Source organism: Streptomyces sparsogenes (assembly GCF_001704635.1).
GTDB classification, from domain to species: domain Bacteria; phylum Actinomycetota; class Actinomycetes; order Streptomycetales; family Streptomycetaceae; genus Streptomyces; species Streptomyces sparsogenes.
Window position 1 is genome coordinate 58,978 of the sequence record NZ_MAXF01000130.1, and the last position, 22,641, is coordinate 81,618.

Sequence of the window (22,641 nt, forward strand, 5' to 3'; positions counted from 1 at the left end):
ACCGGACCCCCGAACAGCCGTCCGACCACGGCCCCAGGGTCCGTCTCGCAGGGCGCCTCGCCCCCTTTGAAGACGGGCCCCAGCGGGCCCCCAACCGCTCGATCGGCCCTGTCAGGGGCTACGGGGCCTGCCCCGAAAGCCCGATCCTTGATTACCCTGTTGCCGGGGCGCCGACGGTGCCCCGGCCCGTACCACCTGTCCGCGCGCCTCCGGCGCGCCCCTGGCAGGCCCCTGCGACCCGAGGAGTGATTCCCTCCAGAGATGGACGGATCGTCCTGTAGTACCTGCGCCGCCCCTCACCCGACGGCGGCGGCATGAGCGTCACCCTGTCCCTCCTGCTGCTCGCCGCAGCACTCGTCCTGATCCTCGCCAACGGCTTCTTCGTCGCGGCCGAGTTCGGCCTGGTCACCGTGGAACGGCCGGACGCCGAGCGGGCCGCCGCCGAAGGCGACCGCCGGGCCCGCACCGTCGTGGAGGCCCTGCGCGAACTGTCCTTCCAGCTCTCCGGCACCCAGCTCGGCATCACCATCACCTCCCTGGTGGTCGGCATGCTCGCCGAACCGGCGCTCGGCGAACTGCTGACCGGCCCGCTGACCGCGACCGGACTGCCCCACGGGGCGGTCTCCGGCGTCGCCGTCGTCCTCGGCATGCTGATCGCCTCCGCCGTGCAGATGATCGTCGGCGAGCTGGTCCCCAAGAACTGGGCCGTCTCCCGGCCGCTGCAGGTCGCGCGGTTCGTCGCCGGTCCGCAGCACGCCTTCGCCCGCTTCTTCCGCCCGCTCATCTCCCTGCTCAACACGGTCGCCAACCGGCTGGTGCGGGCGCTGGGGGTCGAGCCCACCGAGGAACTGGCCTCCGCCCGCACCCCCGGTGAACTGGTCTCCCTGGCCCGCCACTCCGCGCTGGCCGGCGCCATCGAGCAGGACACCGCCGACCTGTTCGTCCGCACCCTGACCCTCGGGGAGCTGACCGCCCAGCATGTGATGACCCCACGGGTCCGGGTCAGCGCCCTCCAGTCCTCCGCGACCGCCGAGGACGTGCTCAACCTCACCCGCGCCACCGGGCTGTCCCGCTTCCCCGTCTACCGCGACCGCCTCGACGAGGTGATCGGCATGGTCCACCTCAAGAACGCCCTCGCGGTGCCCTCGGCGGAGCGGCTGCGCACGCCCGTCGGCCGGATCGCCCAGCCCCCGCTGCTGGTTCCCGAGACGCTGCCGGTCCAGCCCCTGCTGGAGCGGCTGCGCAGCGAACAGCCGATAGCCGTCGTCGTCGACGAGTACGGCGGCACGGCGGGCGTGGTCACCCTGGAGGACATCGTCGAGGAGCTGGTCGGAGAGGTGCGCGACGAGCACGACGACGAGGGCGCGGACACCCCGGACCTGATGCCGACCGCCGCCGAGGACGGCCGCCCCGCCTGGGAGGCCGACGGCGGCTGCCGCGTCGACACCCTGCGCCGGATCGGCCTGGAGGCGCCGGACGGCCCGTACGAGACCGTGGCCGGCCTGGTCGCCGACCTCCTCGCGCGGATCCCGGCCGTCGGCGACACCGCCGAGCTGCCCGGCTGGAAGCTCTCCGTCCGCCAGGTCGGACACCACCGGGCCGAGCGGGTGCGGATCATACGCACCGGCACCGGCGGCCTGGTGACGGCGGGTGGCGCTCTCGCCGGTGGCGCCCACAGCGACGGCGCCCGGGGGGCGGAACGATGAGCCTGGTCCAACTTCTCTTCGCCGTGCTCCTGGTCCTCGCCAACGGCTTCTTCGTCGGCGCCGAGTTCGCCCTCGTCTCCGTCCGCCGCAGCCAGATCGAGCCACGCGCGGCCGAGGGCTCGGCCCGCGCCCGTACGGTGCTCACCGGCCTGGAGAACCTGCCGCAGATGATGGCGGCCGCGCAGTTCGGCATCACCGTCTGTTCGCTGACGCTCGGCGCGGTCGCCGAACCGACCGTGGCGCACCTGCTGGAGCCGGTCTTCCACGCCGTCCACCTGCCCGAGCAGCTCGTCCACCCCCTCGGCTACGCCATCGCGCTGGCCGTGGTGGTCTGTCTGCACCTGGTGATCGGCGAGATGGTGCCGAAGAACCTGGCCATGGCGGCCCCCGAGAAGACCGCGCTGTGGCTCGCTCCCGGCCTGGTCGCCTTCGCCCGGCTGTGCCGTCCGGTCACCGCGCTGCTCGGCGCCTGCGCCCGGCTGGTGCTGCGGCTGTTCCGGGTGGAGCCCAAGGACGAGGTCGAGGCGGTCTTCACCAGTGAGCAGCTCACCCACCTGGTCGAGGACTCCCGGCAGGCCGGGCTGCTCGACCCCGGTGAGCAGGAGCGGCTCGCCGACGCCCTCGAACTGGGCAGCCGCCCGGTCACCGATGTGCTGCTTGACCCGGCGGGCCTGGTCACCGTCGATCCCTCGGTCACGCCCCGCCAGATCGAGGAGCTGACCGTACGGACCGGCTACTCGCGTTTCCCGGTGCGCGGGGCCGGCGGCGCCTTCATGGGCTATCTGCATGTGAAGGACGTCCTGGACCTCGATGCCCCGGACCGGGCCGTGCCCCAGCACCTGTGGCGGCCGATCGGGACGCTGCGGGCGGAGCTGCCGCTGGACGACGCGCTCACCGTGATGCGGCGGGCGGCCTCGCACCTGGCGGCCGTGGCCGACGCCACGGGCAAGGTGCTGGGCCTGGTCGCCCTGGAGGACGTCCTGGAGATGCTGGTCGGCGAGGTACGGGACCCCTCCCACCGGGGCGGGACCCGCGACCGGGTGGCCGAACCCAGGGCCGGGACGGCGGCCGCGGTTTCGGAGCCGGCTTCAGCGGCCTCGGGTTCGGGGGGCTCGGCTTCGGGGCCCTCCGTCTCGGAGACCTCGGCGTCGGAGGACGAGGAGCGGGCGATGGTCGGCTGAGCGGGCGCGGCCGCGCCCGTGGCCGGCGCTACACCGGCGGCGGGTCCTGCGGGTCGCGGTACATGGGGCCGCGGCCGGACAGGACCTCGCCGTACGCCTGCATCAGGTCCGGGAGCCGCAGCGTGGCGAGGTCGTCGCGGGTCGGGGTGCCGGACCAGCCGGACAGCCGCAGATCCCGGTAGGCGCAGCTTTTCTCGTACAGCGTGCGCAGGAACCGGCCGTTGCCCAGCTCGTCGATCCAGCCCTGCTCCACGACGTGTCCGCTGATGGAGCGCAGCTCCTCCACGGCCTCCTCGTCCCACCGGTCGCCGTTCTCGGCGGCCAGCACCTCGCCGATCCGGGTGAGCTCCAGCGGGCGGTAGCTGGGGAAGTCGACGCGCGTGGTGAAGCGCGAGCCGAGGCCCGGGTTCGCGGCCAGCAGCCGGTCCATCCCCTCGGGGTAGCCGGCCAGGATCACCACCAGGCGGTCGCGGTTGTCCTCCGCGCGCTTGAGCAGCACCTGCAGCGCCTCGTCGCCGTACGCGTCGCCCTTGCTGTAGCCGGAGTTGGACAGGGAGTACGCCTCGTCCACGAACAGCACCCCGCCGAGCGCCGAGTCGATCAGCTCGCTGGCCTTCACGGCGGTCTGGCCCAGGTACTCGCCGACCAGGTCGGCACGCCCGGCCTCGACCAGATTGTCGCTGCTCAGCAGCCCCAGCGCGTAGAAGACCCGGCCCAGGATGCGGGCCACGGTGGTCTTGCCGGTGCCGGAGGGGCCGGAGAAGACGAAGTGCCGCTTGGGCGGCTGGACCGGGAGGCCCTGCCCGGCGCGCAGCCGGGCCATGTGCAGCTGCGCCGACAGCGCCCGCACCTGCCGCTTGACGGGCTCCAGGCCGACCATGCGCTCCAGCTCCTGCAGCGCGTGCTCCAGCAGGACCGGGTCGGAGGGGCCGGGCTGCGGGGGGACGCCGGCCCGCTCGCGCGGGCCGTCGGCGGCCACCGCGGGCGCGGTCACCAGCGGGGGGCCCTCCGGCTCCGGGCCGGTGGGGCGCGGCTCCCGGCCGTCCGCCGGGTCGGCGGTGACCAGCGGGTCGGGGTCGGCGGCGGGGCCGTCGCGGCCCTCGGCGGCGTCCTGGCTGCCGAGTCCGGCCAGCGACACGGCGGCCAGGTCCGCGGTCTCGTCCAGGCCGTCGCCCTCGGCTATGGCCGCCAGCCGGGCCGCGGTGTCCATGAAGGTCGGGTCGATGCGGTGCACCGCGCGGTAGAGGGGGAGCGCCGCGGCGCTGCGGCCGGTGCCCTCGTGGGCGCGGGCCAGCCAGTAGCGCAGCTCCTTGCGCTGCGGCTGTTCGCTGCGGCAGCGCATCAGGGCCGCGGCGAGCAGTGGTTCGGCCTGGCCGTACATCTCCAGGCGCACCCGGGCCATGCCGCCGAACAGCCCCGCCTCGATGCCGAGTAAGGGGTCGTCCAGCAGCGGCTCGGTGTGCCGCACCAGCTGCTCCCAGTCCTTGACCAGGTAGGCGCGGCAGGCGTGCAGGAACCGCGCCTGCGGGTCGGCCTCCACGGGCGGGCAGCCGGCCAGGGCCCGGTCCAGCTCGGGGACGTGGCGGCCGTCGAGCCAGTGGGAGGCGTGCGCGAGCAGCAGGTCCCGGCTGGTCTCCAGGACCGGCTGGACCCACCAGCCCAGCCAGTACCAGGAGTTCAGGGTGCGGTGGTGGCGGGCGCGCTGCTCGCCGAAGCGGTCGCGGTGCCGGTACATCCGCAGCAGCGCGGTCGTGGTGTCGGCGCGCAGCGCGTGGAGACCGAGCCAGGCGTCGGCCATGCCGGGGTCGTGCCGCACCGCCGTCCGGAACTCGTCCTCGGCCTGGGCGTACGCGCCCATGGTGTACGCGTCGACGGCCCGCAGCCAGGCGAGATCGGCCGGGGAGTGCGAACCCTGGGTGCCGAAATCCATCACGTCCCCCACCAACCCTGCCCCCGTGGTTGCCGCCGGGGCGGCTGCCCCTTTCGCATCGTACCTGCGCAGGCCGCACGGGCCGAGGGTGCCGCACGGCTGTTCGTGTCCGACCTGCCTGGCCGGGCGGCGTGCGCGGGGGCGCGCAGGGGGCGTGAAAGGCCGGAAGACGCTGGTCACCCAGGGTGAGGGCGGTGGGGAGCAAAGCGGCGGAAAAGGGTCGCCGAAGGGGCTGTGCCGGGGGCTCCGGGAGCCCCCGGACAGGACGAAGCCCCCGATCACGGGGGAACAACCGGGGGCTTCGCGTCTTGGGGCGACTCGTACGAGTCGCACATTGAGAACGTAAGACCTGTATGGGCCCCAGGTCAAGCGGAGTTGGGGCGCGCGTCGCGGGTCGGGCGCGCCGGACGGGCGCCGGCCGGCCGTGTGTGGTCACGCAGCGTGAGGCGCGGGGGTGGCTCAGACCGCCGCGGCGGGCCCCGCCAGCAACTCGTACCCCTCGTCTCGCTGCACCACCAGCGTCCCGGCGTACGGGCGCGAGGGGTCCGCGGCGAAATGCGCGCGCTCGGCGGGAAGCCAGCCGTCCCAGAATGTGGACAGCTCCGGTCCGTCCCGGAGCTGTCCCCGCCGCCAGGAGTCCACGTCGGGCAGCTCCATCCACAGCAGGTGCGCCAGCCGCGGGCGCAGGGCACGCCGGCCGGCGCCCACGCCCTCGACCAGCACCACGGGGGCGGGGGCAAGCCGCCGCGGGGTGGCGGCGAAGCGGCGCGCCACCCAGTCGTAGGGCGCGTACCGGGCGGTGGCGCCGCGGGCGAGGGGGGCGAGGACCTGCTCGTCCAGCCGCCGGGTCCAGGCGAACAGCTCCTCGTGGGTGGCGAGGTCGTCGGTGTGCAGCACGGGTGCCCCGCCGAGCGCCGCCGCCAGCCGCCCGGCGAACGTGGTCTTCCCCGACCCGGCGTGCCCGTCCACCGCGACCAGCCGGACCGGCCCGCACGAGGGCGGCAGGGCCCGCAGCCGCCGGGCCAGCGCGCCGAGAGCGTCCGGGGCGGCGAGGGGGGCGCGGGGGGCGGCGGGGCGGGGCAGGTCCATCGCCGACCACCTTAGGCGGTGTCCCGGCCGCCCGGCTGCGGGGCCCTCGGCCCGTCCGGGGGCGGGGCCGGGCCATGGGTTCCGGCGGCCCTCGTTCACTCCACTGGTCGCACCAATATTGATCCGGCGCGGAGCCGGGAATCACTGGCCTGAAACCACTCGCAGCGGCCATAGTTGTGCGACTGTCGCGCACCCGCGGCCCACCCGGACGACGACTGGGGGAACCCCGTATGACCAGATCCGGAGACGGATCCACGCCTCGCCGCACCGTGCTCGCCGCCGCCCTCGCCGCCACCGGGGCGGCCGCGCTGGCCTCATCGGCCGCGGCACCCGCCGCCGCGGCCGCGCAGAGGGTGCGCCCGCCGGCCCGGCCCTCCCGCGAGGCCGCCGCCCCGGCGGTCGGCTACCGCGGCTGGAGCAGCCTCGCCGACTGGCGGGCCGGATCGGGTGAGGGCATCCGCGTCGAGGCAGGAGCCCGCCCCGGTGTGGTCATCTCCCGCCCGGCGGGCACCGCGGACTACACCGATCCGCACACCGGCACCACGGCCGCCTGGGAGTACGCCACCTGGACCTCCCCGGTGCACACCCTGCCCCACCCCGCCACCGAGGCGATCGTCTCCTGGAACGCCCGCACCCCGGCCGGCACCTGGATCCAGGCCGAGCTGAAGGGCACGTACTCCGACGGCACCGACACCCCCTGGTACGTGATGGGCCGCTGGGCCTCCGGGGACGGCGCCGACTCCATCCGGCGGACCTCCGTCGACGACCAGAGCGACGGCAAGAGCTCGGTGTGGACCGACACCTTCGCCATCGACGCCCCGGCGACCGGGCTGCGGCTGGCCTCGTACCGGCTGCGGCTGACCCTCTACCGCAGGCCCGGCAGCGGTCTGACGCCCACGGTGTGGCGCGTCGGCGCGATGGGCTCGGACGTCCCCGACCGCTTCGAGGTGCCCGCCTCCGCGCCGGGCCTGGCCGGCGGCCGGGAGCTGGCCGTGCCGCGCTACTCGCAGGAGATCCACAAGGGCCAGTACCCGGAGTACGACAACGGCGGCGAGGCGTGGTGCAGCCCCACCTCGTCCCAGATGATCATCGAGTACTGGGGCCGCAGGCCCACCGCCGCGGACCTGGCCTGGGTCAACCCCGACTACGCCGACCCGCAGGTCTGCCACGCCGCCCGGCACACCTTCGACTACCAGTACCAGGGCTGCGGCAACTGGCCGTTCAACGCCGCCTACGCCGCCACGTACCGCGATCTGCAGGGCGTGGTCACCCGGCTCGGCTCGCTCAACGACGCAGAGAAGCTGATCGCCGCCGGGATCCCCGTGATCACCTCCCAGTCCTTCCTCAAGGAGGAGCTGACCGGGGCCGGTTACGGCACCGCGGGCCATCTGATGACCGTGATCGGCTTCACCGCCGACGGCGACGTGATCGCCAACGACCCGGCGTCGGCCGACAACGCGGCCGTCCGCCACGTCTACAAGCGGCGCGAATTCGAGAACATCTGGCTGCGCACCAAGCGCTACAACGCGCAGGGCAAGGTGGTCTCCGGCAGCGGCGGCGTCTGCTACCTGTACTTCCCGGCCAGGCCGACCGCGAGCCAGCGCCGGGCCCTGCTGGAGCTGGGCATCCGCTGAGCGCGCCGGCGGCGCCCGGCCCCGGGCGCCGCCCCCCCACACCCCCCACTCCCCATCCCCATCCCCATCCCCGCCTCCGTCCCCGCCCCGCCCATGATCCGAGGTGCGGGCGGCCCCGAGGCTGCCCATGCTGGACAGGGGGAGGTCGTCGGACACCACAGTCCGCGGCTCACGGAGAGGACGGTGATGGGCGATGAGCATGCCCGTCCGACGCACAGGGAACGAGGGCGCGATGGAGCGCCGGCGCGGCTGGGCGCGCAGCCCCCTGGCCGAATTCGACGACCTGCTCAACCAGATGGGCGGCCTGCTCGAATCCACGGTCGGCGGCGGCCTGCCGGGCATGGGCCTGGTGGCCTGGACGCCGTCCGCCGACGTGTCCGAGAGCGACGAGGGCTACCACCTCCAGATCGAGCTCCCCGGAGTCAGCCGCAACGAGGTCGACGTCGAGGTGAGCGGGCAGGAACTGGCCATTTCCGGCGAGATCCGGGAACGGGAGCGCAAGGGCGTCGTGCGCCGCAGCACGCGCCGCACCGGGCACTTCGAGTACCGGATGCGGCTGCCGGGCGAAGTGAACACCGAAGGGGTCAAGGCGAGCATGTCGGAAGGCGTGCTGTCGATCGACGTCCCCAAGGCGGAGACCACCAAGCCGCGCCACATCGAGATCACCGAGGCCGGGGAGAGCGGAGGCGGCTGAGATTCGCCGAAGCAGGCTCCCTCGCGCGGCGGGACCGCCCCAGGGGGTGTCTCCCCGATCTCTGCGGGCCCGCGACGCCTGGCACGCACGCTCGCTGCGTTGTCGGGCCCGCCCGAGTAGGCCCACTACGAGGGCGACCCTCCGCCTTGCGATCGCACGCACCAGACGCCGCGGGCTGATCCACAGAGATCGAGGAGACACCCCCTCGGGCGCGTTCCGCCGCGGTCGGCGGAAGGGGGTGGAATCCGCCCCTGCCGCGCGGCGCTGCCCCGAAGCGCCCGGCACTTGCCCGGCTCCTCCCGGCTTTTCCGTTACCGGCGCCGATAAAACCCCGAAAAACCCCGAGAAGCGGACTATTGATTTCCACTTCCCGTTCCACCGCGGACGGCCGGTCAGTAATCTCGGTTCAGCAGCGGGTTGCCCTGCCGCTATTCGTCATGCTCCACTTCCCCGAGGACGCGGACGACCCCGAGGGCGGCCCCGGAAGCCGGAAGAGGGCGAGGAAGTGCAGGACGTGTACTGGCGGCCGAAGGGCGACGACGGCACAGGCGAGGAAGCGGCGGCCGGTCACGGCCGCGCCGCGGCGGGGCCCGCGATATGACCTCCGGGCCGGCCGGCGGGCCGAGACCCAGGGAGCGCGCGGAGGAGACCACGGCGGCGGACGCCGGGATCAGGCGGTTCGCGGAACTCTGGAGCGCCGCCGTCCACCCGGTGACGGCGACCACGATGAGCCGCACCGAATTCGAGGCGCACCTGGTGCCGCTGGCCCGCCGGCTGAGCGCCGCCCTCGCCTCCCAGCCCTTCGACACCGCGCCCGCGTACGAGGTCGGGGCCGCGCTGGTGGGCGCGCAGTGCGCCGAACCCGAGGCCCTCCCGGCCATCCTGGGCGCCATCGACAGCCATCTGGTGCCGCACTGCCCGCCCGACCCCCCGATGGCCGACGAGGAGGCGCGGACCCGCTGCACCCGGCTGCAGCACGCCCTCGCCGCCGGCTTCGTCCGCGAGCTCAGGAAGCGCGAGCGCGATCAGCACGAGGCCCTCTCCCGCGCCGCCGAGGCCGCCCGAACCGAGGCCGAGAAGGCCCTGCACGCCAGCGAGGCCAAGTTCCAGGCGGTGTTCGAGGGCGCGGTCATCGGCGTCGGGATCTGCGGCCTCGACGGGGAGATCCTGGTCGTCAACGACGCCATGGCCCGGATGTTCGGCGGCATGGACTTCTTCCGCCCCGGCCGCAACGTCAACGAGTTCGTCCACCCCGACGACGCCCCCGGGGTCCACGAGATCTACCGCGAGCTGGTCACCGGACAGCGCGACCACTTCCGGGTCGAGAAGCCGCACTACCGCGACGACGGCAGCGTGCTGTGGACCAACCTGACGGTCACCCTGCTCCGCGACTCCACCGGCGCCCCGCAGTACCAGCTCACCCTCGCCGAGGACATCACCGAGCACCGGCTGCTGCGCGAGCGGCTGCGCTACGAGGCCACCCACGACGAGCTGACCGGGCTGCCCAACCGCACCCTGTTCCTCGAACACCTCGACAAGGTGCTGGCCGGCGAGTCCGGCGCCGAGCGCTTCGGCGTCTGCTACCTCGACCTGGACGGCTTCAAGGCGGTCAACGACAGCCTCGGCCACATGGCGGGCGACCGGCTGATCAAGGTCGTCGCCGAGCGCCTCCAGGCCTGCGCCGCCACCCCCGACGAGCTGATCGCGCGCGTGGGCGGCGACGAGTTCCTGGCCCTGGTCACCGGCCCCACGGCGCAGCAGGACAGCGCCGCCCTCGCCGGCCGGATGCTCGCCGCCCTCGAGGAGCCCGTCCGCGTCGACGGCCGCGAGCTGCTGGTACGGGCCAGCATCGGCGTGGTCGACGGGGCCACCGGCGAGATCGGCCGCGCCGAGGTGCTGCGCAGCGCGGACATCACGATGTACCGGGCCAAGGCGGCCGGCGGCAACCGCTACGAACTCGCCGACGCCGACTCCAACGCGCGGGTCATCGCGCGTCACAGCCTGACCAACGGGCTGCCCGCCGCCCTGGAGCGCGGCGAGTTCTTCATCGAGTACCAGCCCCTGGTGCGGCTGGCCGACGGCACCGTACGCGGCGCCGAGGCGCTCGTACGCTGGCTCCACCCCACCCACGGGGTCCTCGGCCCCGACCAGTTCATCCCGCTCGCCGAGGACACCGGCCTGATCGTGCCGCTCGGCCGCTGGGTGCTGGAACAGGCCGCCCGGCAGGCCCGCGACTGGCGGGACGCCGCCGGGGGCGACGGCGACCGGCTGCGGGTCAACGTCAACCTCTCGCCCTGCCAGCTCAGCCACCCCAGCCTGGTCTCCGACACCGTGGCCGTCCTGGAGGACGCCGGGCTGTGCCCGAGCGCCCTGTGCCTGGAGGTCACCGAGAACGACCTGATCGGCGCCGACGAGGACGCGCTGCGCCCGCTGCGCCAACTCGCCGACCTGGGCGTGGACATCGCCCTGGACGACTTCGGCACCGGCTACTCCAACCTGTCCTACCTCCGCCGGCTCCCGGTCTCCACGCTCAAGCTCGACCGCTCCTTCACCCGGGGGATGCAGCGGGCCCCGATCGACCCCGTCGACGTCAAGATCGTGGAGGGGATCGTCTCGCTCGCCCACACCCTCGACCTGGCGGTGACGGTGGAGGGCGTGGAGACGGCCGTGCAGGCCGAGTACCTGCGGGGCCTGGGCTGCGACACCGCCCAGGGCTGGTACTACGCCCGCCCGGGCCCGCCCGAGCGCCTCCACACCCTCGCCCTCGCCGACGCGAGCTGACGGCGCATCGACGGCGGGCCGGCGGTCGGCTGACGGCGGCCTGACGCCCGTGCCCGGGTGCCGGGCCCCGCCCCGGCCGCCGCGCGCGCCGGGACAGGGCCAGGGCCAGTGCTAGCCCGGCGGGTCCAGCAGCCGGGAGCGGATCAGGAACCGGACGCCCTCCGGGGCCTCCAGGGAGAAGCCGCTGCCCCGGCCCGGCACCACGTCCACCGTCAGATGGGTGTGCCGCCACCGCTCGAACTGCTCGGCCGACATCCAGAACCCGACCGGCTCCGCGACGCCCTCCACCTCCAGCGACCCGAGCAGCACATCCGCCGCCCCGGTACGGAACTCGCCCAGCGGGTAGCACATCGGGGCGCTGCCGTCGCAGCAGCCGCCCGACTGGTGGAACATCAGCGGGCCGTGCGCCTCGCTCAGCCGCCGGATCAGCTCCGCCGCGGCCGGGGTCACCGCGACCCGGGACACCTCGGCCCCGCCCATCACAGCCCGCCCATCAGAACAGCCCGAGCTTCTTGGGGGAGTAGCTCACCAGCAGGTTCTTGGTCTGCTGGTAGTGGTCGAGCATCATCTTGTGGGTCTCGCGGCCGATGCCGGACTGCTTGTAGCCGCCGAACGCCGCGTGCGCCGGGTAGGCGTGGTAGCAGTTGGTCCACACCCGGCCCGCCTGGATGGCGCGGCCGGCGCGGTAGGCGGTCGTGCCGTCGCGGGTCCACACGCCGGCGCCCAGCCCGTACAGCGTGTCGTTGGCGATCTTGATGGCGTCGTCGAAGTCGCTGAACGGGGCCACGGCCACCACCGGGCCGAAGATCTCCTCCTGGAAGACCCGCATGTGGTTGCCGCCCTCGAAAATGGTCGGCTCCACGTAGTAGCCGCCCGACAGCTCGCCGCCGAGGTCGGCGCGGGCGCCGCCGGTCAGCACGCGGGCGCCCTCCTGCCGGCCGATGTCCAGGTAGGAGAGGATCTTCTCCAGCTGGTCGTTGGACGCCTGGGCGCCCATCATGGTGTCGGTGTCCAGCGGATGGCCCTGGACGATCTTCCGGGTGCGGGCCACGGCCGCGTCCATGAAGTCGCGATAGTGGCCCTGCTGCACCAGCGCGCGCGAGGGGCAGGTGCACACCTCGCCCTGGTTGAGGGCGAAGAGGGTGAACCCCTCGAGGGCCTTGTCCAGGAAGTCGTCGTCGGCGGCCGAGACGTCCTCGAAGAAGATGTTCGGGCTCTTGCCGCCCAGCTCCAGCGTCACCGGCTTCAGGTGCTCGCTCGCGTACTGCATGATCAGCCGCCCGGTGGTGGTCTCGCCGGTGAAGGCGACCTTGGCCACGCGCGCGCTGGAGGCCAGCGGCTTTCCGGCCTCCACCCCGAAGCCGTTGACGATGTTGAGCACGCCCGGCGGCAGCAGGTCGGCGACCAGGCTCATCCACAGGTGGATGGAGGCCGGGGTCTGCTCGGCGGGCTTGAGGACCACCGCGTTGCCCGCGGCCAGCGCGGGGGCGAGCTTCCACGCGGCCATCAGGATCGGGAAGTTCCACGGGATGATCTGGGCGACCACGCCCAGCGGCTCGTGGAAGTGGTAGGCGACGGTGTCCTCGTCGAGCTGCGACAGGCTGCCCTCCTGGGCCCGCAGCACCCCGGCGAAGTAGCGGAAGTGGTCGATGGCCAGCGGGATGTCGGCGGCCAGCGTCTCGCGCACCGGCTTGCCGTTCTCCCAGGTCTCGGCGACCGCGAGCGCCTCGAGGTGCTCCTCCATGCGGTCGGCGATCCTCAGCAGCACCGCGGCGCGCTCGGCGGGCGCGGTGCGGCCCCAGGCGGGGGCCGCCGCGTGGGCGGCGTCCAGGGCCCGCTCGACGTCCTCGGCGGTGCCCCGGGCGATCTCGGTGAACGGCTGCCCGTTGACCGGGGTCGGGTTCTCGAAGTACCGGCCCTGCTTGGGCGGTACGTACTCCCCGCCGATCCAGTGGTCGTAGCGCGGCTGGTAACGGACGACCGAGCCCTCGGCTCCGGGGTTCGCGTAACGCGTCATGGGCGGCTCTCCCAGTGTTCGTCGTGGCATGACGTCGCGGGACGACGTCGGCGGCGAGGTTAGGGGCCGGTACGTTGCACGGAGGTTGCGCCGAGGCGGCCGCGCCCGGGCGGTCGGCGCCGGGGTCAGAGGGGGCCGGCGGTCAGAGGGGGCCGGCGGTCGGAGAGGGCCGGCGGTCAGAGGGGGGCTGGGGGTCAGAGGGGGCCGAGTCCGTACGCCGCGCGCAGCCGCCGCACGCGGGGGACCAGGGCCGCCCGGCCCGGCGCGTGCGCCGGGAGGGCCGCCAGCAGGGCCTCGGCCGCCTCCAGGTCCTCCTCGCCCCACGGCGCCCGGGTCCACCAGCGCAGCAACTCCACCTCGCCGCGGGCCAGTACGGCGCGCCGCATGTCGTCCTCCAGGATCCCGCGCATCCGGCACACCCCGGGCGCCTCCGACAGCGGCAGCAGGGGCCCGGCGTACGCGCGCGCCGCCGCCTGCGTGTTCCCGGCCGCCAACTCCCGCGCCACCTCCGCCACATCGGCCCCCACCGGCGCGCACAGCCGGTAGGGGCGCGAGCCCAGCAGCGGCCCCACCAGGCGCCGCAGCCGCGACAGCTCCGCGCGCAGGGTGACCGGGGAGCGCCGGTCGGCCCGCTCCCCGTACAGCTCCAGGGCCAGCCGGTCGCCGCTCAGGCCCTCCGGGTGGGCGGCCAGCAGCACCATGATCTCGCTGTGCCGCGGCCCGAGCCGCAGCCGCCGCCCGCCGGTCAGCAGCAGCGCCTCGTCGCGCCCCAGCGCCACCAGGCGCGTCCGCGGGACCGTCGCGCGCGGCGCCTCGGCCGCCAGCTGGGCCTCGGCGGCCCGGGCGGTCGCCTGGACCAGGGCCAGGGTGTGCGGGGCCGCCAGGTGGTCGCCGCCGGTGATGTCCACCGCGCCCAGCAGCCGCCCGGTGTGCGGGTCGTGCACCGGGGCGGCGGCGCAGGTCCAGGGCTGCACCGTGCGGTTGTAGTGCTCGGCGGCGAAGATCTGCACCGCGTGGTCGAGGGTGAGCGCCGTGCCCGGCGCGTTGGTGCCCACGTGCCGCTCGTCCCAGCGCGCCCCCGCCACGAAGTTCATCCGCTCGGCCCGGTGCCGCACCCCCGCGTGCCCCTCCACCCACAGCATGCGGCCCTGCTCGTCGCAGACCGCCAGCAGATGCGCCCCGTCGTGGGCGATACCGCCCAGCAGCTCGCGGAACAGCGGCATCACCCGGGCCAGCGGGTGCTCGGCGCGGTACGCCTCCAGCTCGGCGTCCGCCAGGTCGATCGGCGCCAGGCGTTCCTGGGCCACCCGCGCCCGGGCCGAGCGCCGCCAGGACTCCGCCACCACCGGGCGGACGGCCGGCGAGACCGCCCCCTCGGTCAGAAACGCCTCATGGGCGCGGCGCACCGCGCGGACGCGCTCCGCCGGATCCGCGTCCGACGCCATCGCCAGCCAGGGATTGGCCAAGGGTCCTCACTCGAGGTCACGGACGGGCAGGTCGGCGACGGGCGGCACGGTACAGCCGAGCGGCGCCGGCCGCCCCCGTTCCTCAGCCTCTCCCGCGCGCGGGCCGGCCCGCAAGAGCCGGGAGCGCCCCGCGGCACGCGCGTCTTGCTCAACTTCCGCGCCCCTGGCGGCGGCAGGCGAGACGCGGGTGCGACGATGAGGGCGTCATGGAAGCGGGCCACGTACTGCGGGCGCTGCGAGCCGCGGTGTTCGCAGCGGTCTGTGTGCTGCTCGCCGCGCTCGGACACGCCCTGATGTCCGGGGCCGCCATCCCCTGGTGGGTGATCGCCGCCGCCGTGCCGGCCACCGGCGGGCCGGCCTGGTGCCTGGCGGGGCGCGAGCGCGGCCCGCTGGTGGTCGTCGCCGCGACCGTGGGCGCGCAGACCGCGCTCCACGTCGCGTTCACCCTCGCCCAGGGCGCCATGGCCGCTCCGGGGGCGCCCGGCGCGGCGCCGACGCACATGCCCATGACCATGCCGATGGCGGCCCACGGGTCCGGGCACGCCCACCTCATGGACCACGCCCACGCCCATCACGCCATGGCCGCGGCCCCCCTCCCCGGCGGCGAGGGCCACGGCGCGCTCGGCATGTGGTCCGCGCACCTGCTGGCCGCCCTGCTGTGCGGCATGTGGCTCTCCGGCGGGGAACAGGCCGCGTTCCGGCTGCTGCGGGCCCTGGCGGCCGGGCTGTTCGCGCCCCTGCTGACCCTGCTGTACGGCCCGCCGCACGTGCCCGGGCGGCCCCGCGTCCGCGCCGCCCGCCACGGCGGCTGTCAGCGGCTGCGGCGGCTGCTGCTCGCGCACGTCATCGCCACCCGTGGTCCGCCGCCCGGGGCCGCCGCCGTCCGCTGACGGACGGCGGCCTCCAGGCCCACCACGACACCGGACGGCCCGACGGCCGCCCGGACCCCAGGAAGGACCGCAGGCGATGACCCCTGCCCGCACACCGGCCGCTGCGCCACGACGGCGCCCGGCCCGATGGCCCGTATCCCCACCGCGCGTCTCCCGGCGGCGCGCGGGAAGGCCCCCCGTGTCCCGACCGCCCGTATCCCCGCCGCCCGGGTGCGGCCACCCCGGCTCCCGGCTCTCACGGTCCGCCGTGACCGGCGGCCTCGCCGTCGAGACGGGCCGCGAGCTCCCGCAGCCGCCGGGCCCGCTCACCCCAGCGGCGGCACTCCGGGCACTCCAGCAGATGGGCGTCGAGCGCCGCGTCCGGGACCTCCGGCGGCGGCGCCTCGCCGTCGACACGGGCCGACACGGCGACCCTGAACTGAGCACAGACCACCCCCTCATGGTCCCCGATGCCGCCCCCGTCGGCGCGGAGGGCCGCGATGCCTGACCGCGACGACGAGACCCTGACGTCCTGGGCGCTCGCCGCCCGCGGCGGGGACCTGGAGGCCGTGGACCGCTTCGTACGCGCCACCCGGCGCGATGTGTGGCGGTACGTCCACCGGCTGAGCGACGACCCGAACGCGGCCGACGACCTCGTCCAGGAGACCTATCTGCGGGCGCTGCGCGGCCTGCCCCGCTTCCAGGGCAGATCCTCGGCGCGCACCTGGCTGCTGTCGATCGCCCGCCGGGCGGTCGTGGACCGGCTGCGCCACAACGCGGCCAGGCCGCGGCTGTCGGACACCGACGACTGGCAGACGGCGGCCGAGCGGGCCTCGCGCCGGGGGCTCCCGGACACCGGCTTCGACGAGGGGGTGGCCCTGTCCCAGCTGCTCGCCCTGCTGCCGTACGACCGGCGCGAAGCGTTCGTCCTCACGCAGCTGCTCGGCCTGCCGTACGCCGAGGCGGCGCTCGTCGCCGGCTGTCCCGTGGGCACGATCCGCTCCCGGGTGGCCCGCGCCCGCGAGGCGCTGATCGAGCAGCTGGCGACGGCGGAGCGGGTGGCTTCCGGTGCGGCCGAACCGGGCCGCGCGGCCCCGCCGGCCCGCGTCGCGATGCCCGAGCCGGTGGGCTCCCGCTAGCGGGGCTCCCCGGCGCCGGGGAGCCCCGCTCGGCCGGGGACGCGCCGGCCGGGGACGTGCTCCAGGACGAGCGCCGCCGCGTCGTCCTGGAGCCGCCCCTTGGTGTGGGCGTCGAGGTCTCAGTTGATGGACTTGATCAGCTCACCGTTCGACGTGTCGCCGCTCAGCTCCCAGAAGAAGGTGCCGCCGAGGCCCTGCTGCTGCTTGTAGGCCATCTTCCCGGCGATGGTGGACGGGGTGTCGTAGCTCCACCACTGGCTGCCGCACTTCGCGTACGCCGTCCCCGCGACCGTGCCGGTCGCCGGGCAGGAGTTCTTGAGCACCTTGTAGTCCTCGAAGCCAGCCTCGTACGTGCCGGGGGCCGGGCCGGTCGCCGTCCCGCCCGGGGCGCTCTGGGTGACCCCGGTCCAGCCGCGGCCGTAGAAGCCGATGCCCAGCAGCAGCTTCGAGGCCGGGATGCCGAGGCCCTTGAGCTTGCTGATCGCGGCGTCGGTGTTGAAGCCCTGCGTGGGGATGCCGCTGTAGGAGGTGAGCGGGGAGTGCGGGGCGGTCGGGCCCTGGGCCGCCCACGCGCCGAAGAAGTCGTAGGTCATCGGGTTGTACCAGTCGACGTACTGCGCGGCGCCGGCGTAGTCGGCGGCGTCTATCTTGCCGCCGGAGGACGCGTCCGCGGTGATCGCGGCCGTCACCAGGTTGCCGCTGCCGAACTTGGCGCGCAGGGCGGCCATCAGGTTCTTGAAGGCGGCCCGGCCGCTGCTGTCGCAGGTGAGGCCGCAGGCGTTGGGGTACTCCCAGTCGATGTCGATCCCGTCGAAGACATCGGCCCAGCGCGGGTCCTCGACCAGGTTGTAGCAGGACTGGGCGAAGGCGGCGGGGTTCCTGGCGGCCTCGGCGAACCCGGAGGACCAGGTCCAGCCGCCGAAGGACCACAGCACCTTCAGGTTCGGGTGCAGCTTCTTGAGCTTGCGCAGCTGGTTGAAGTTGCCGCGCAGCGCGCCCGCGTCCCAGGTGTCGGCGACGCCGTCCACGCTGCTCGCCGCGTCGTAGGCCTTGTCGTAGTCGGCGTAGGCGTCACCGATGGCGCACTTTCCGCCGGTGACGTTGCCGAAGGCGTAGTTGATGTGGGTGAGCTTGGCGGCGGATCCGGAGGTCTGGATGTTCTTGACGTGGTAGTTGCGCTGGTAGATGCCCCATTCGGTGAAGTAGCCGACCACCTTGTTGCCCGCGGCGGCCTTCGTGCCCGCCGTCGGACCGGCCTTCGCCTCCGGCGTGGTGCCGGCCTTCGCGGCCTTCAGTCCGGGTTCCCCGGCGGCGGCCGGGCCGGCGAGCATCGTGGCGGCCAGTACCGCCGTACACAGCGCCGCGAGGGCGGCGAGCAGTCCGCGGATTCCGCGAGGTCTGCGCATGGATTCTCCTCCGTGGGGGTGAGGGGAAGTGGTGCTGTTGACGACCCGCCCATGACTTGACATGAACGCGTAGGGCGCGGTGGGAGCACCGTAGAAGGACTAGACCAGAGCGGTCAATGGTTTGGACCAATTTGCTCACCGCTCGACGAACTCGGTTGAAGATCCACCAATCGGTGACGCGGGGCCCCGGATCGGGCATACTCCAACCGCCACGGCGCAGGTCACGCCCCGTTCGCGACCCGACGGAGCGGCCCCGGCCGCCCGGCAGCACGCACCCCGGCGGCGCCGCCACACCCCCGGCGCCGCGCCGCCGCAGCGCCCGACAGGGAGAGGAGCGCCGTCATGACCGACCACGGACCGCAGCCGGTGGAGCGGGAACTGCCCACCGAAGAGGCCCGGGATCTGATCTCGCTGGTCCGCGAGGTGATCGAGCGGGAGATCAGGCCGCACGCGGCCGAGGAGGAGGCCGCCGGACGCTTCCCGCGCGAGCTGTTCACCCTGCTGTCGCGATCCGGGCTGCTGGGGCTGGTGTACCCCGAGGAGTACGGCGGCGGGGAGCAGCCGTACGAGGTCTACCTTCAGGTGCTCGAGGAGCTGGCCGCGGCCCGGCTCACCGTGGGCCTCGGCGTCAGCGTGCACACCCTCGCCTGCCACGCGCTCGCCCACTACGGCACCAAGGAGCAGATCGCCGAGCACCTGCCCGCCATGCTGGGCGGCGGGCTGCTGGGCGCCTACTGCCTGTCCGAGCCCTCGTCCGGCTCCGACGCGGCCGGGCTCACCACCCGCGCCACCCGCGAGGGCGACACCTGGACCCTGGACGGCACCAAGGCCTGGATCACCCACGGCGGCATCGCCGACTTCTACACCGTCATGGCGCGCAGCGGATCCGACCGCACCCGGGGCATCACCGCCTACCTCGTCCCCGGCGACGCCCCCGGGCTCTCCGCCGCCACGCCCGAGCGCAAGATGGGCTTGAAGGGCTCGCCCACCGCCCAGATCCACCTCGAAGGCGTCCGGGTGCCCGACGCGCGCCGCGTCGGCGAGGAGGGCCAGGGCTTCGCCATAGCGCTGTCCGCCCTGGACGCGGGCCGCCTCGGCATCGCGGCCTGCGCGATCGGCGTCGCCCAGGCGGCGCTGGACGAGGCGCTCGCCTACACCACCGAGCGGCGGCAGTTCGGCCGGCCCGTGGCGGACTTCCAGGGGCTGCGCTTCATGCTCGCCGACATGGCCACCCGGATCGAGGCCGGACGCGCCCTCTACCTCGCGGCCGCGCGGCTGCGCGACGCGGGCAGGCCGTTCTCCAAGCAGGCGGCGATGGCCAAGCTGTTCTGCACCGACACCGCCATGCAGGTCACCACGGACGCCGTCCAACTGCTGGGCGGCTACGGCTACACCGCGGACTTCCCGGCCGAGCGCTACATGCGGGAGGCCAAGGTGCTGCAGATCGTGGAGGGCACCAACCAGATCCAGCGCGTGGTGATCGCCCGCCATCTCGCGGGGCCGGAGAGCGGCTGAGGCGGCGCGGTGGGGAAGTGAGGCTCACGCCAGTGGGGGCGCGGCGCGCCGGGCCCCCTCGGTGAGCGGCTGACTCGCGGGCCTGGATTCCCGGGCCCGGGACCTCAGGCCCGGGACTCCTGGGCCCGGGACGACGGCCGACGGCGGCGCAGGCCGGGCATCCGGATCGGCTGCGACCCGGGGCCGCCGATGTGCGAGAACGGCTGCATCCGCCAGTCCAGCGTCTCCGGCAGCGTCAGCAGGAGCGCCGCGTCCTGCTCCGACGCGTCCAGCGACGCGTCGGCGGCGGAGGCGTCCGCCACCCCCCGCCCGGTGCCGGGGCAGACCGTGAGTCCGAACGGGTTCCACGGGGACGGGCACAGCGCGTGCTCGGGAAGCACGTCCTCGTCCGCCAGCAGGGCGATCGGACGAGCGCAGTCCGGGCAGATGACCCGGAAGATCTCGTAGGTCTCGTCCGTATCGTTGTCGCCTTCGTCGAGGCGCTCCAAATAGGGCATGAGTTTCCCCCTCGGAATGGGACGGCCGGGCTCGTCGGCCTCGGCCTGGCCAGGCTCGTCGGCCTCGACCACAGCAAGCATTTCCCGCGGCACTACGCGGGTAATCGCGGCACTCCCCGGGACCCCGGCGAATGTATGTGGCGTTCGTCACATGCCCGGTGCAGATGCTGCGAACATGGGTGTATGTCCCTGGCTGGTTCACAGCGGGCGGCCGACTGGGCCGGACCGTCCTCGACACCATAAGACCCTCCGGTAGTAGGGAGCGCGGGTGAAGGAGCGGGTCGAGGGCCGAGTCTGGGCGTGCCGCGTGAGGAGAGCGCAGCGGCGCTGCGTGCGACGAGCGCGGTGCGGTCAGGCGAGAGCCATCGGCACGCGACGCCGCGAGCCCTGCTGCCGGAGGGTCTAAGGTGAGCGGCTGTGGAGGAGCTGGACAGACAGATCGTGGAACTGCTCGTCAAGGACGGGCGGATGAGCTACACCGACCTGGGCAAGGCCACCGGCCTGTCCACCTCGGCGGTGCACCAGCGCGTGCGCCGGCTCGAACAGCGGGGCGTCATCCGCGGCTACGCGGCCGTCGTGGACCCGGAGGCCGTCGGCCTGCCCCTCACCGCGTTCATCTCCGTCAAACCCTTCGACCCCAGCGCGCCCGACGACATCGCCGAACGGCTGGCCGACGTGCCCGAGATCGAGGCGTGCCACAGCGTGGCGGGGGACGAGAACTACATCCTCAAGGTGCGCGTCGCCACGCCGCTGGAGCTGGAGAACCTGCTCAGCCGGATCCGCTCGCTGGCCGGGGTCTCCACCCGCACCACCGTCGTGCTCTCCACGCCGTACGAGGCCCGCCCGCCCCGGGTCTGAGCGCGCCGCGCACCCCCTTGTGCGGGCCGGCCGCGCGGAAGGGCGAGACTGAGGGGCGTACCGAACGCCCGATCCCGAACCCCGCGAGGCAGCCCGCCGTGAACGACCCCACACCCGCCCCGGCCGAAGGCCGCACCGTCCTGCTCCGCGGCGGCGAGGTGCACAGCCCCGCCGACCCGTTCGCCACCGCCATGGTCGTCGAGCGGGGCACCGTCGCCTGGGTCGGCTCCGAGGGCGCCGCGGACAGCTTCGCCGACGGTGTGGACGAGGTGGTCCACCTCGACGGGGCGCTGGTCACGCCCGCGTTCACCGACGCGCATGTGCACACCACCGCCACCGGCCTGGCCCTCACCGGCCTCGACCTGGCGGGCGCCCGCACGCTCGCCGACGCGCTCGGCCGGGTGCGGGCGTACGCGGAGGCCCACCCCGACGACCGGATCCTGCTCGGCCACGGCTGGGACGCCAGCGCCTGGCCCGAGGGGCGGCCGCCCACGCGCGCCGAGCTCGACGAGGCCACCGGGGGCCGCCCGCTCTACCTCACCCGCGTCGACGTGCACTCGGCCGTCGTCACCACCGCCGTGCTCGACCTGGTTCCGGACATCGCCGGGCTGGCCGGATACCGTCCCGACGCGCCGCTGACCGGCGCCGCCCACCACGCCGTGCGCGCCGCCGCCCACGCCGCCGTGACCGCCCGGCAGCGCGCCGACGCCCAGCGCGCCGCCCTGGCCCGGGCCGCCTCCCTCGGCATCGGCTCGGTCCACGAGTGCGCGGGCCCCGACATCTCCGGCGAGGACGACCTCACCGGGCTGCTGCGGCTGGCCGCCGAGGAGCCCGGCCCGCGCGTCTTCGGCTACTGGGCCGAGCCCGCCGCGAGCGCCGCCGACCTGGACAAGGTGCGCGACCTCGGCGCCCTCGGCGCGGCCGGCGACCTCTTCGCCGACGGCTCGCTCGGCTCGCACACCGCGCATCTGCACCAGCCGTACGCCGACGCGCCGCACACCGGTACCGCCCACCTGGACGCCGCCGCGATCGCCGCCCACGTCATCGCCTGCACCGAGGCCGGGCTGCAGGCCGGCTTCCACGCCATCGGCGACGCCGCCGTGACCGCCGTCGTGGAGGGCGTACGGGCGGCCGCCGACAAGGTCGGCCCGGCCCGCGTCCGCGCCGCCCGCCACCGCGTCGAGCACGCCGAGATGCTCACCCCCGACACCATCGCCGCCTTCGCCGACCTGGGCCTCACCGCCTCCGTCCAGCCCGCCTTCGACGCCGCCTGGGGCGGCGAGAGCGGCATGTACGCGCAGCGGCTCGGACCGGAGCGGGCGCGCACCCTCAACCCGTACGCCGCGCTGCTGCGCGCCGGCGTGCCCCTGGCGCTCGGCTCCGACAGCCCGGTCACCCCGCTCGACCCCTGGGGCACCGTCCGCGCCGCCGCCTTCCACCGCACCCCCGAGCACCGCGTCTCCGCCCGCGCCGCCTTCACCGCCCACACCCGCGGCGGCTGGCGGGCCATCGGGCGCGACGACGCGGGCGTCCTGGTGCCCGGCGCGCCCGCCGACTACGCGGTGTGGCGCACCGGGGAGCTCGTCGTACAGGTGCCCGACACCCGCGTCGCCGGCTGGTCGACCGATCCGCGCTCGGGGACGCCGGGGCTGCCCGACCTCACGCCGGGCGCCCAACTCCCGGTCTGTGTGCGCACGGTGGTGGCCGGGCGGACCGTGTACCTCCGGCCGGACGAGTGACGCACGGTCGCGCCGTACCGCCGAACGATGCTCCCGCGGGTTGTCGCGGCGGCTGAACACTGTCCGTACTGACCTGCTCATTTGAGGAAACGGCGCAGGTCATGCCGGTGTTGACAGGGT

Annotated in this window: 18 protein-coding genes; 10 read left to right on the forward strand and 8 right to left on the reverse strand. The window is 74.5% G+C overall.

What is annotated here, in order from left to right:
- The first annotated feature begins 314 nt into the window (after positions 1–314).
- Together BBH68_RS27120 and BBH68_RS27125 are read left to right on the forward strand one after the other, a co-directional pair.
- Entirely contained in the window at positions 315–1,706 is a 1,392-nt protein-coding gene (locus BBH68_RS27120; RefSeq protein WP_065966282.1) for a hemolysin family protein, read from the forward strand.
- Positions 1,703–2,887 carry a hemolysin family protein gene (locus BBH68_RS27125; RefSeq protein WP_065966284.1) on the forward strand — a complete coding sequence of 395 codons (1,185 nt, stop codon included), beginning with the start codon at positions 1,703–1,705 and terminating at the stop codon, positions 2,885–2,887. The genes BBH68_RS27120 and BBH68_RS27125 overlap by 4 nt, the downstream gene beginning before the upstream one ends.
- 28 nt (positions 2,888–2,915) lie before the next feature.
- Here the strand turns inward: BBH68_RS27125 and BBH68_RS27130 are convergent, their stop codons facing one another.
- Positions 2,916–4,817, reverse strand: coding sequence for an AAA family ATPase (locus BBH68_RS27130; RefSeq protein WP_065966286.1), 1,902 nt, complete (start codon positions 4,815–4,817; stop codon positions 2,916–2,918).
- A 459-nt stretch (positions 4,818–5,276) separates the two neighbouring features.
- Positions 5,277–5,906 (reverse strand): uridine kinase family protein, encoded by a 630-nt coding sequence (locus tag BBH68_RS27135; protein ID WP_174589099.1) that lies wholly within the window; start codon positions 5,904–5,906, stop codon positions 5,277–5,279.
- Positions 5,907–6,136: 230 nt separating this feature from the next.
- Between BBH68_RS27135 and BBH68_RS27140 the strand changes: the two genes are divergently transcribed.
- The 3 genes from BBH68_RS27140 to BBH68_RS27150 all read left to right on the forward strand — a co-directional run bounded on the left by BBH68_RS27140 (position 6,137) and on the right by BBH68_RS27150 (position 11,015).
- Entirely contained in the window at positions 6,137–7,540 is a 1,404-nt protein-coding gene (locus tag BBH68_RS27140; RefSeq protein WP_065966288.1) for a peptidase C39 family protein, read from the forward strand.
- A 193-nt stretch (positions 7,541–7,733) separates the two neighbouring features.
- On the forward strand, positions 7,734–8,234 hold the full coding sequence (locus tag BBH68_RS27145; RefSeq protein WP_065966290.1) for an Hsp20/alpha crystallin family protein: 501 nt from the start codon (positions 7,734–7,736) through the stop codon (positions 8,232–8,234).
- A gap of 597 nt (positions 8,235–8,831) precedes the next feature.
- Positions 8,832–11,015: a putative bifunctional diguanylate cyclase/phosphodiesterase gene (locus BBH68_RS27150; RefSeq protein ID WP_170066601.1), complete on the forward strand. Its 2,184-nt coding sequence runs from the start codon at positions 8,832–8,834 to the stop codon at positions 11,013–11,015.
- Positions 11,016–11,126: 111 nt separating this feature from the next.
- On the opposite strand, the gene BBH68_RS27155 is transcribed toward BBH68_RS27150, so the two are convergent.
- The 3 genes from BBH68_RS27155 to BBH68_RS27165 all read right to left on the reverse strand — a co-directional run bounded on the left by BBH68_RS27155 (position 11,127) and on the right by BBH68_RS27165 (position 14,498).
- The gene (locus BBH68_RS27155) at positions 11,127–11,495 is read right to left on the reverse strand and encodes a DUF779 domain-containing protein (protein WP_065966294.1); all 369 of its coding nucleotides are present in this window, start codon (positions 11,493–11,495) and stop codon (positions 11,127–11,129) included.
- Between the two features lie 13 nt (positions 11,496–11,508).
- Entirely contained in the window at positions 11,509–13,032 is a 1,524-nt protein-coding gene (adh, locus tag BBH68_RS27160) for an aldehyde dehydrogenase (RefSeq protein ID WP_065966296.1), read from the reverse strand.
- A 194-nt stretch (positions 13,033–13,226) separates the two neighbouring features.
- Positions 13,227–14,498 carry a GAF domain-containing protein gene (locus BBH68_RS27165; protein WP_065966298.1) on the reverse strand — a complete coding sequence of 424 codons (1,272 nt, stop codon included), beginning with the start codon at positions 14,496–14,498 and terminating at the stop codon, positions 13,227–13,229.
- Positions 14,499–14,704: 206 nt separating this feature from the next.
- Here BBH68_RS27165 and BBH68_RS27170 point away from each other — a divergent pair, with 206 nt between their 5' ends.
- Entirely contained in the window at positions 14,705–15,388 is a 684-nt protein-coding gene (locus BBH68_RS27170; protein WP_065966300.1) for a hypothetical protein, read from the forward strand.
- A 235-nt stretch (positions 15,389–15,623) separates the two neighbouring features.
- On the opposite strand, the gene BBH68_RS27175 is transcribed toward BBH68_RS27170, so the two are convergent.
- A complete protein-coding gene (locus tag BBH68_RS27175) occupies positions 15,624–15,821 on the reverse strand; it encodes a zf-HC2 domain-containing protein (protein WP_065966302.1) in 198 nt (65 codons plus the stop codon).
- Positions 15,822–15,867: 46 nt separating this feature from the next.
- On the opposite strand from BBH68_RS27175, the gene BBH68_RS27180 reads away from it, so the two are divergent.
- Positions 15,868–16,506, forward strand: coding sequence for a sigma-70 family RNA polymerase sigma factor (locus BBH68_RS27180; protein ID WP_245738331.1), 639 nt, complete (start codon positions 15,868–15,870; stop codon positions 16,504–16,506).
- A 119-nt stretch (positions 16,507–16,625) separates the two neighbouring features.
- Here BBH68_RS27180 and BBH68_RS27185 read toward each other — a convergent pair whose 3' ends face one another.
- Complete coding sequence (locus BBH68_RS27185; protein ID WP_065966304.1) at positions 16,626–17,912, reverse strand: glycoside hydrolase family 18 protein; 1,287 nt, start codon at positions 17,910–17,912, stop codon at positions 16,626–16,628.
- A 342-nt stretch (positions 17,913–18,254) separates the two neighbouring features.
- Here BBH68_RS27185 and BBH68_RS27190 point away from each other — a divergent pair, with 342 nt between their 5' ends.
- Positions 18,255–19,427, forward strand: a complete 1,173-nt coding sequence (locus BBH68_RS27190; protein ID WP_065966306.1) for an acyl-CoA dehydrogenase family protein — start codon at positions 18,255–18,257, stop codon at positions 19,425–19,427.
- 104 nt (positions 19,428–19,531) lie between these two features.
- Here the strand turns inward: BBH68_RS27190 and BBH68_RS27195 are convergent, their stop codons facing one another.
- Entirely contained in the window at positions 19,532–19,924 is a 393-nt protein-coding gene (locus tag BBH68_RS27195; protein ID WP_104531418.1) for a hypothetical protein, read from the reverse strand.
- Between the two features lie 417 nt (positions 19,925–20,341).
- Between BBH68_RS27195 and BBH68_RS27200 the strand changes: the two genes are divergently transcribed.
- A complete protein-coding gene (locus BBH68_RS27200; protein WP_065966312.1) occupies positions 20,342–20,782 on the forward strand; it encodes an Lrp/AsnC family transcriptional regulator in 441 nt (146 codons plus the stop codon).
- Between the two features lie 98 nt (positions 20,783–20,880).
- Positions 20,881–22,521, forward strand: coding sequence for an amidohydrolase (locus BBH68_RS27205; RefSeq protein WP_065966313.1), 1,641 nt, complete (start codon positions 20,881–20,883; stop codon positions 22,519–22,521).
- The last annotated feature ends 120 nt before the right edge of the window (positions 22,522–22,641 follow it).

Bases quoted from the DNA above. Each gene is read 5' to 3' on its own strand.
- BBH68_RS27130 (WP_065966286.1), bottom strand. From the start codon at position 4,817: ATGGATTTCGGCACCCAGGGTTCGCACTCCCCGGCCGATCTCGCCTGG.
- BBH68_RS27145 (WP_065966290.1), top strand. From the start codon at position 7,734: ATGAGCATGCCCGTCCGACGCACAGGGAACGAGGGCGCGATGGAGCGC.
- BBH68_RS27120 (WP_065966282.1), top strand. From the start codon at position 315: ATGAGCGTCACCCTGTCCCTCCTGCTGCTCGCCGCAGCACTCGTCCTG.
- BBH68_RS27185 (WP_065966304.1), bottom strand. From the start codon at position 17,912: ATGCGCAGACCTCGCGGAATCCGCGGACTGCTCGCCGCCCTCGCGGCG.
- BBH68_RS27190 (WP_065966306.1), top strand. From the start codon at position 18,255: ATGACCGACCACGGACCGCAGCCGGTGGAGCGGGAACTGCCCACCGAA.
- BBH68_RS27155 (WP_065966294.1), bottom strand. From the start codon at position 11,495: ATGGGCGGGGCCGAGGTGTCCCGGGTCGCGGTGACCCCGGCCGCGGCG.
- BBH68_RS27125 (WP_065966284.1), top strand. From the start codon at position 1,703: ATGAGCCTGGTCCAACTTCTCTTCGCCGTGCTCCTGGTCCTCGCCAAC.
- adh (WP_065966296.1), bottom strand. From the start codon at position 13,032: ATGACGCGTTACGCGAACCCCGGAGCCGAGGGCTCGGTCGTCCGTTAC.
- BBH68_RS27135 (WP_174589099.1), bottom strand. From the start codon at position 5,906: ATGGACCTGCCCCGCCCCGCCGCCCCCCGCGCCCCCCTCGCCGCCCCG.
- BBH68_RS27195 (WP_104531418.1), bottom strand. From the start codon at position 19,924: ATGCCCTATTTGGAGCGCCTCGACGAAGGCGACAACGATACGGACGAG.
- BBH68_RS27170 (WP_065966300.1), top strand. From the start codon at position 14,705: ATGGAAGCGGGCCACGTACTGCGGGCGCTGCGAGCCGCGGTGTTCGCA.
- BBH68_RS27150 (WP_170066601.1), top strand. From the start codon at position 8,832: ATGACCTCCGGGCCGGCCGGCGGGCCGAGACCCAGGGAGCGCGCGGAG.
- BBH68_RS27180 (WP_245738331.1), top strand. From the start codon at position 15,868: ATGCCTGACCGCGACGACGAGACCCTGACGTCCTGGGCGCTCGCCGCC.
- BBH68_RS27140 (WP_065966288.1), top strand. From the start codon at position 6,137: ATGACCAGATCCGGAGACGGATCCACGCCTCGCCGCACCGTGCTCGCC.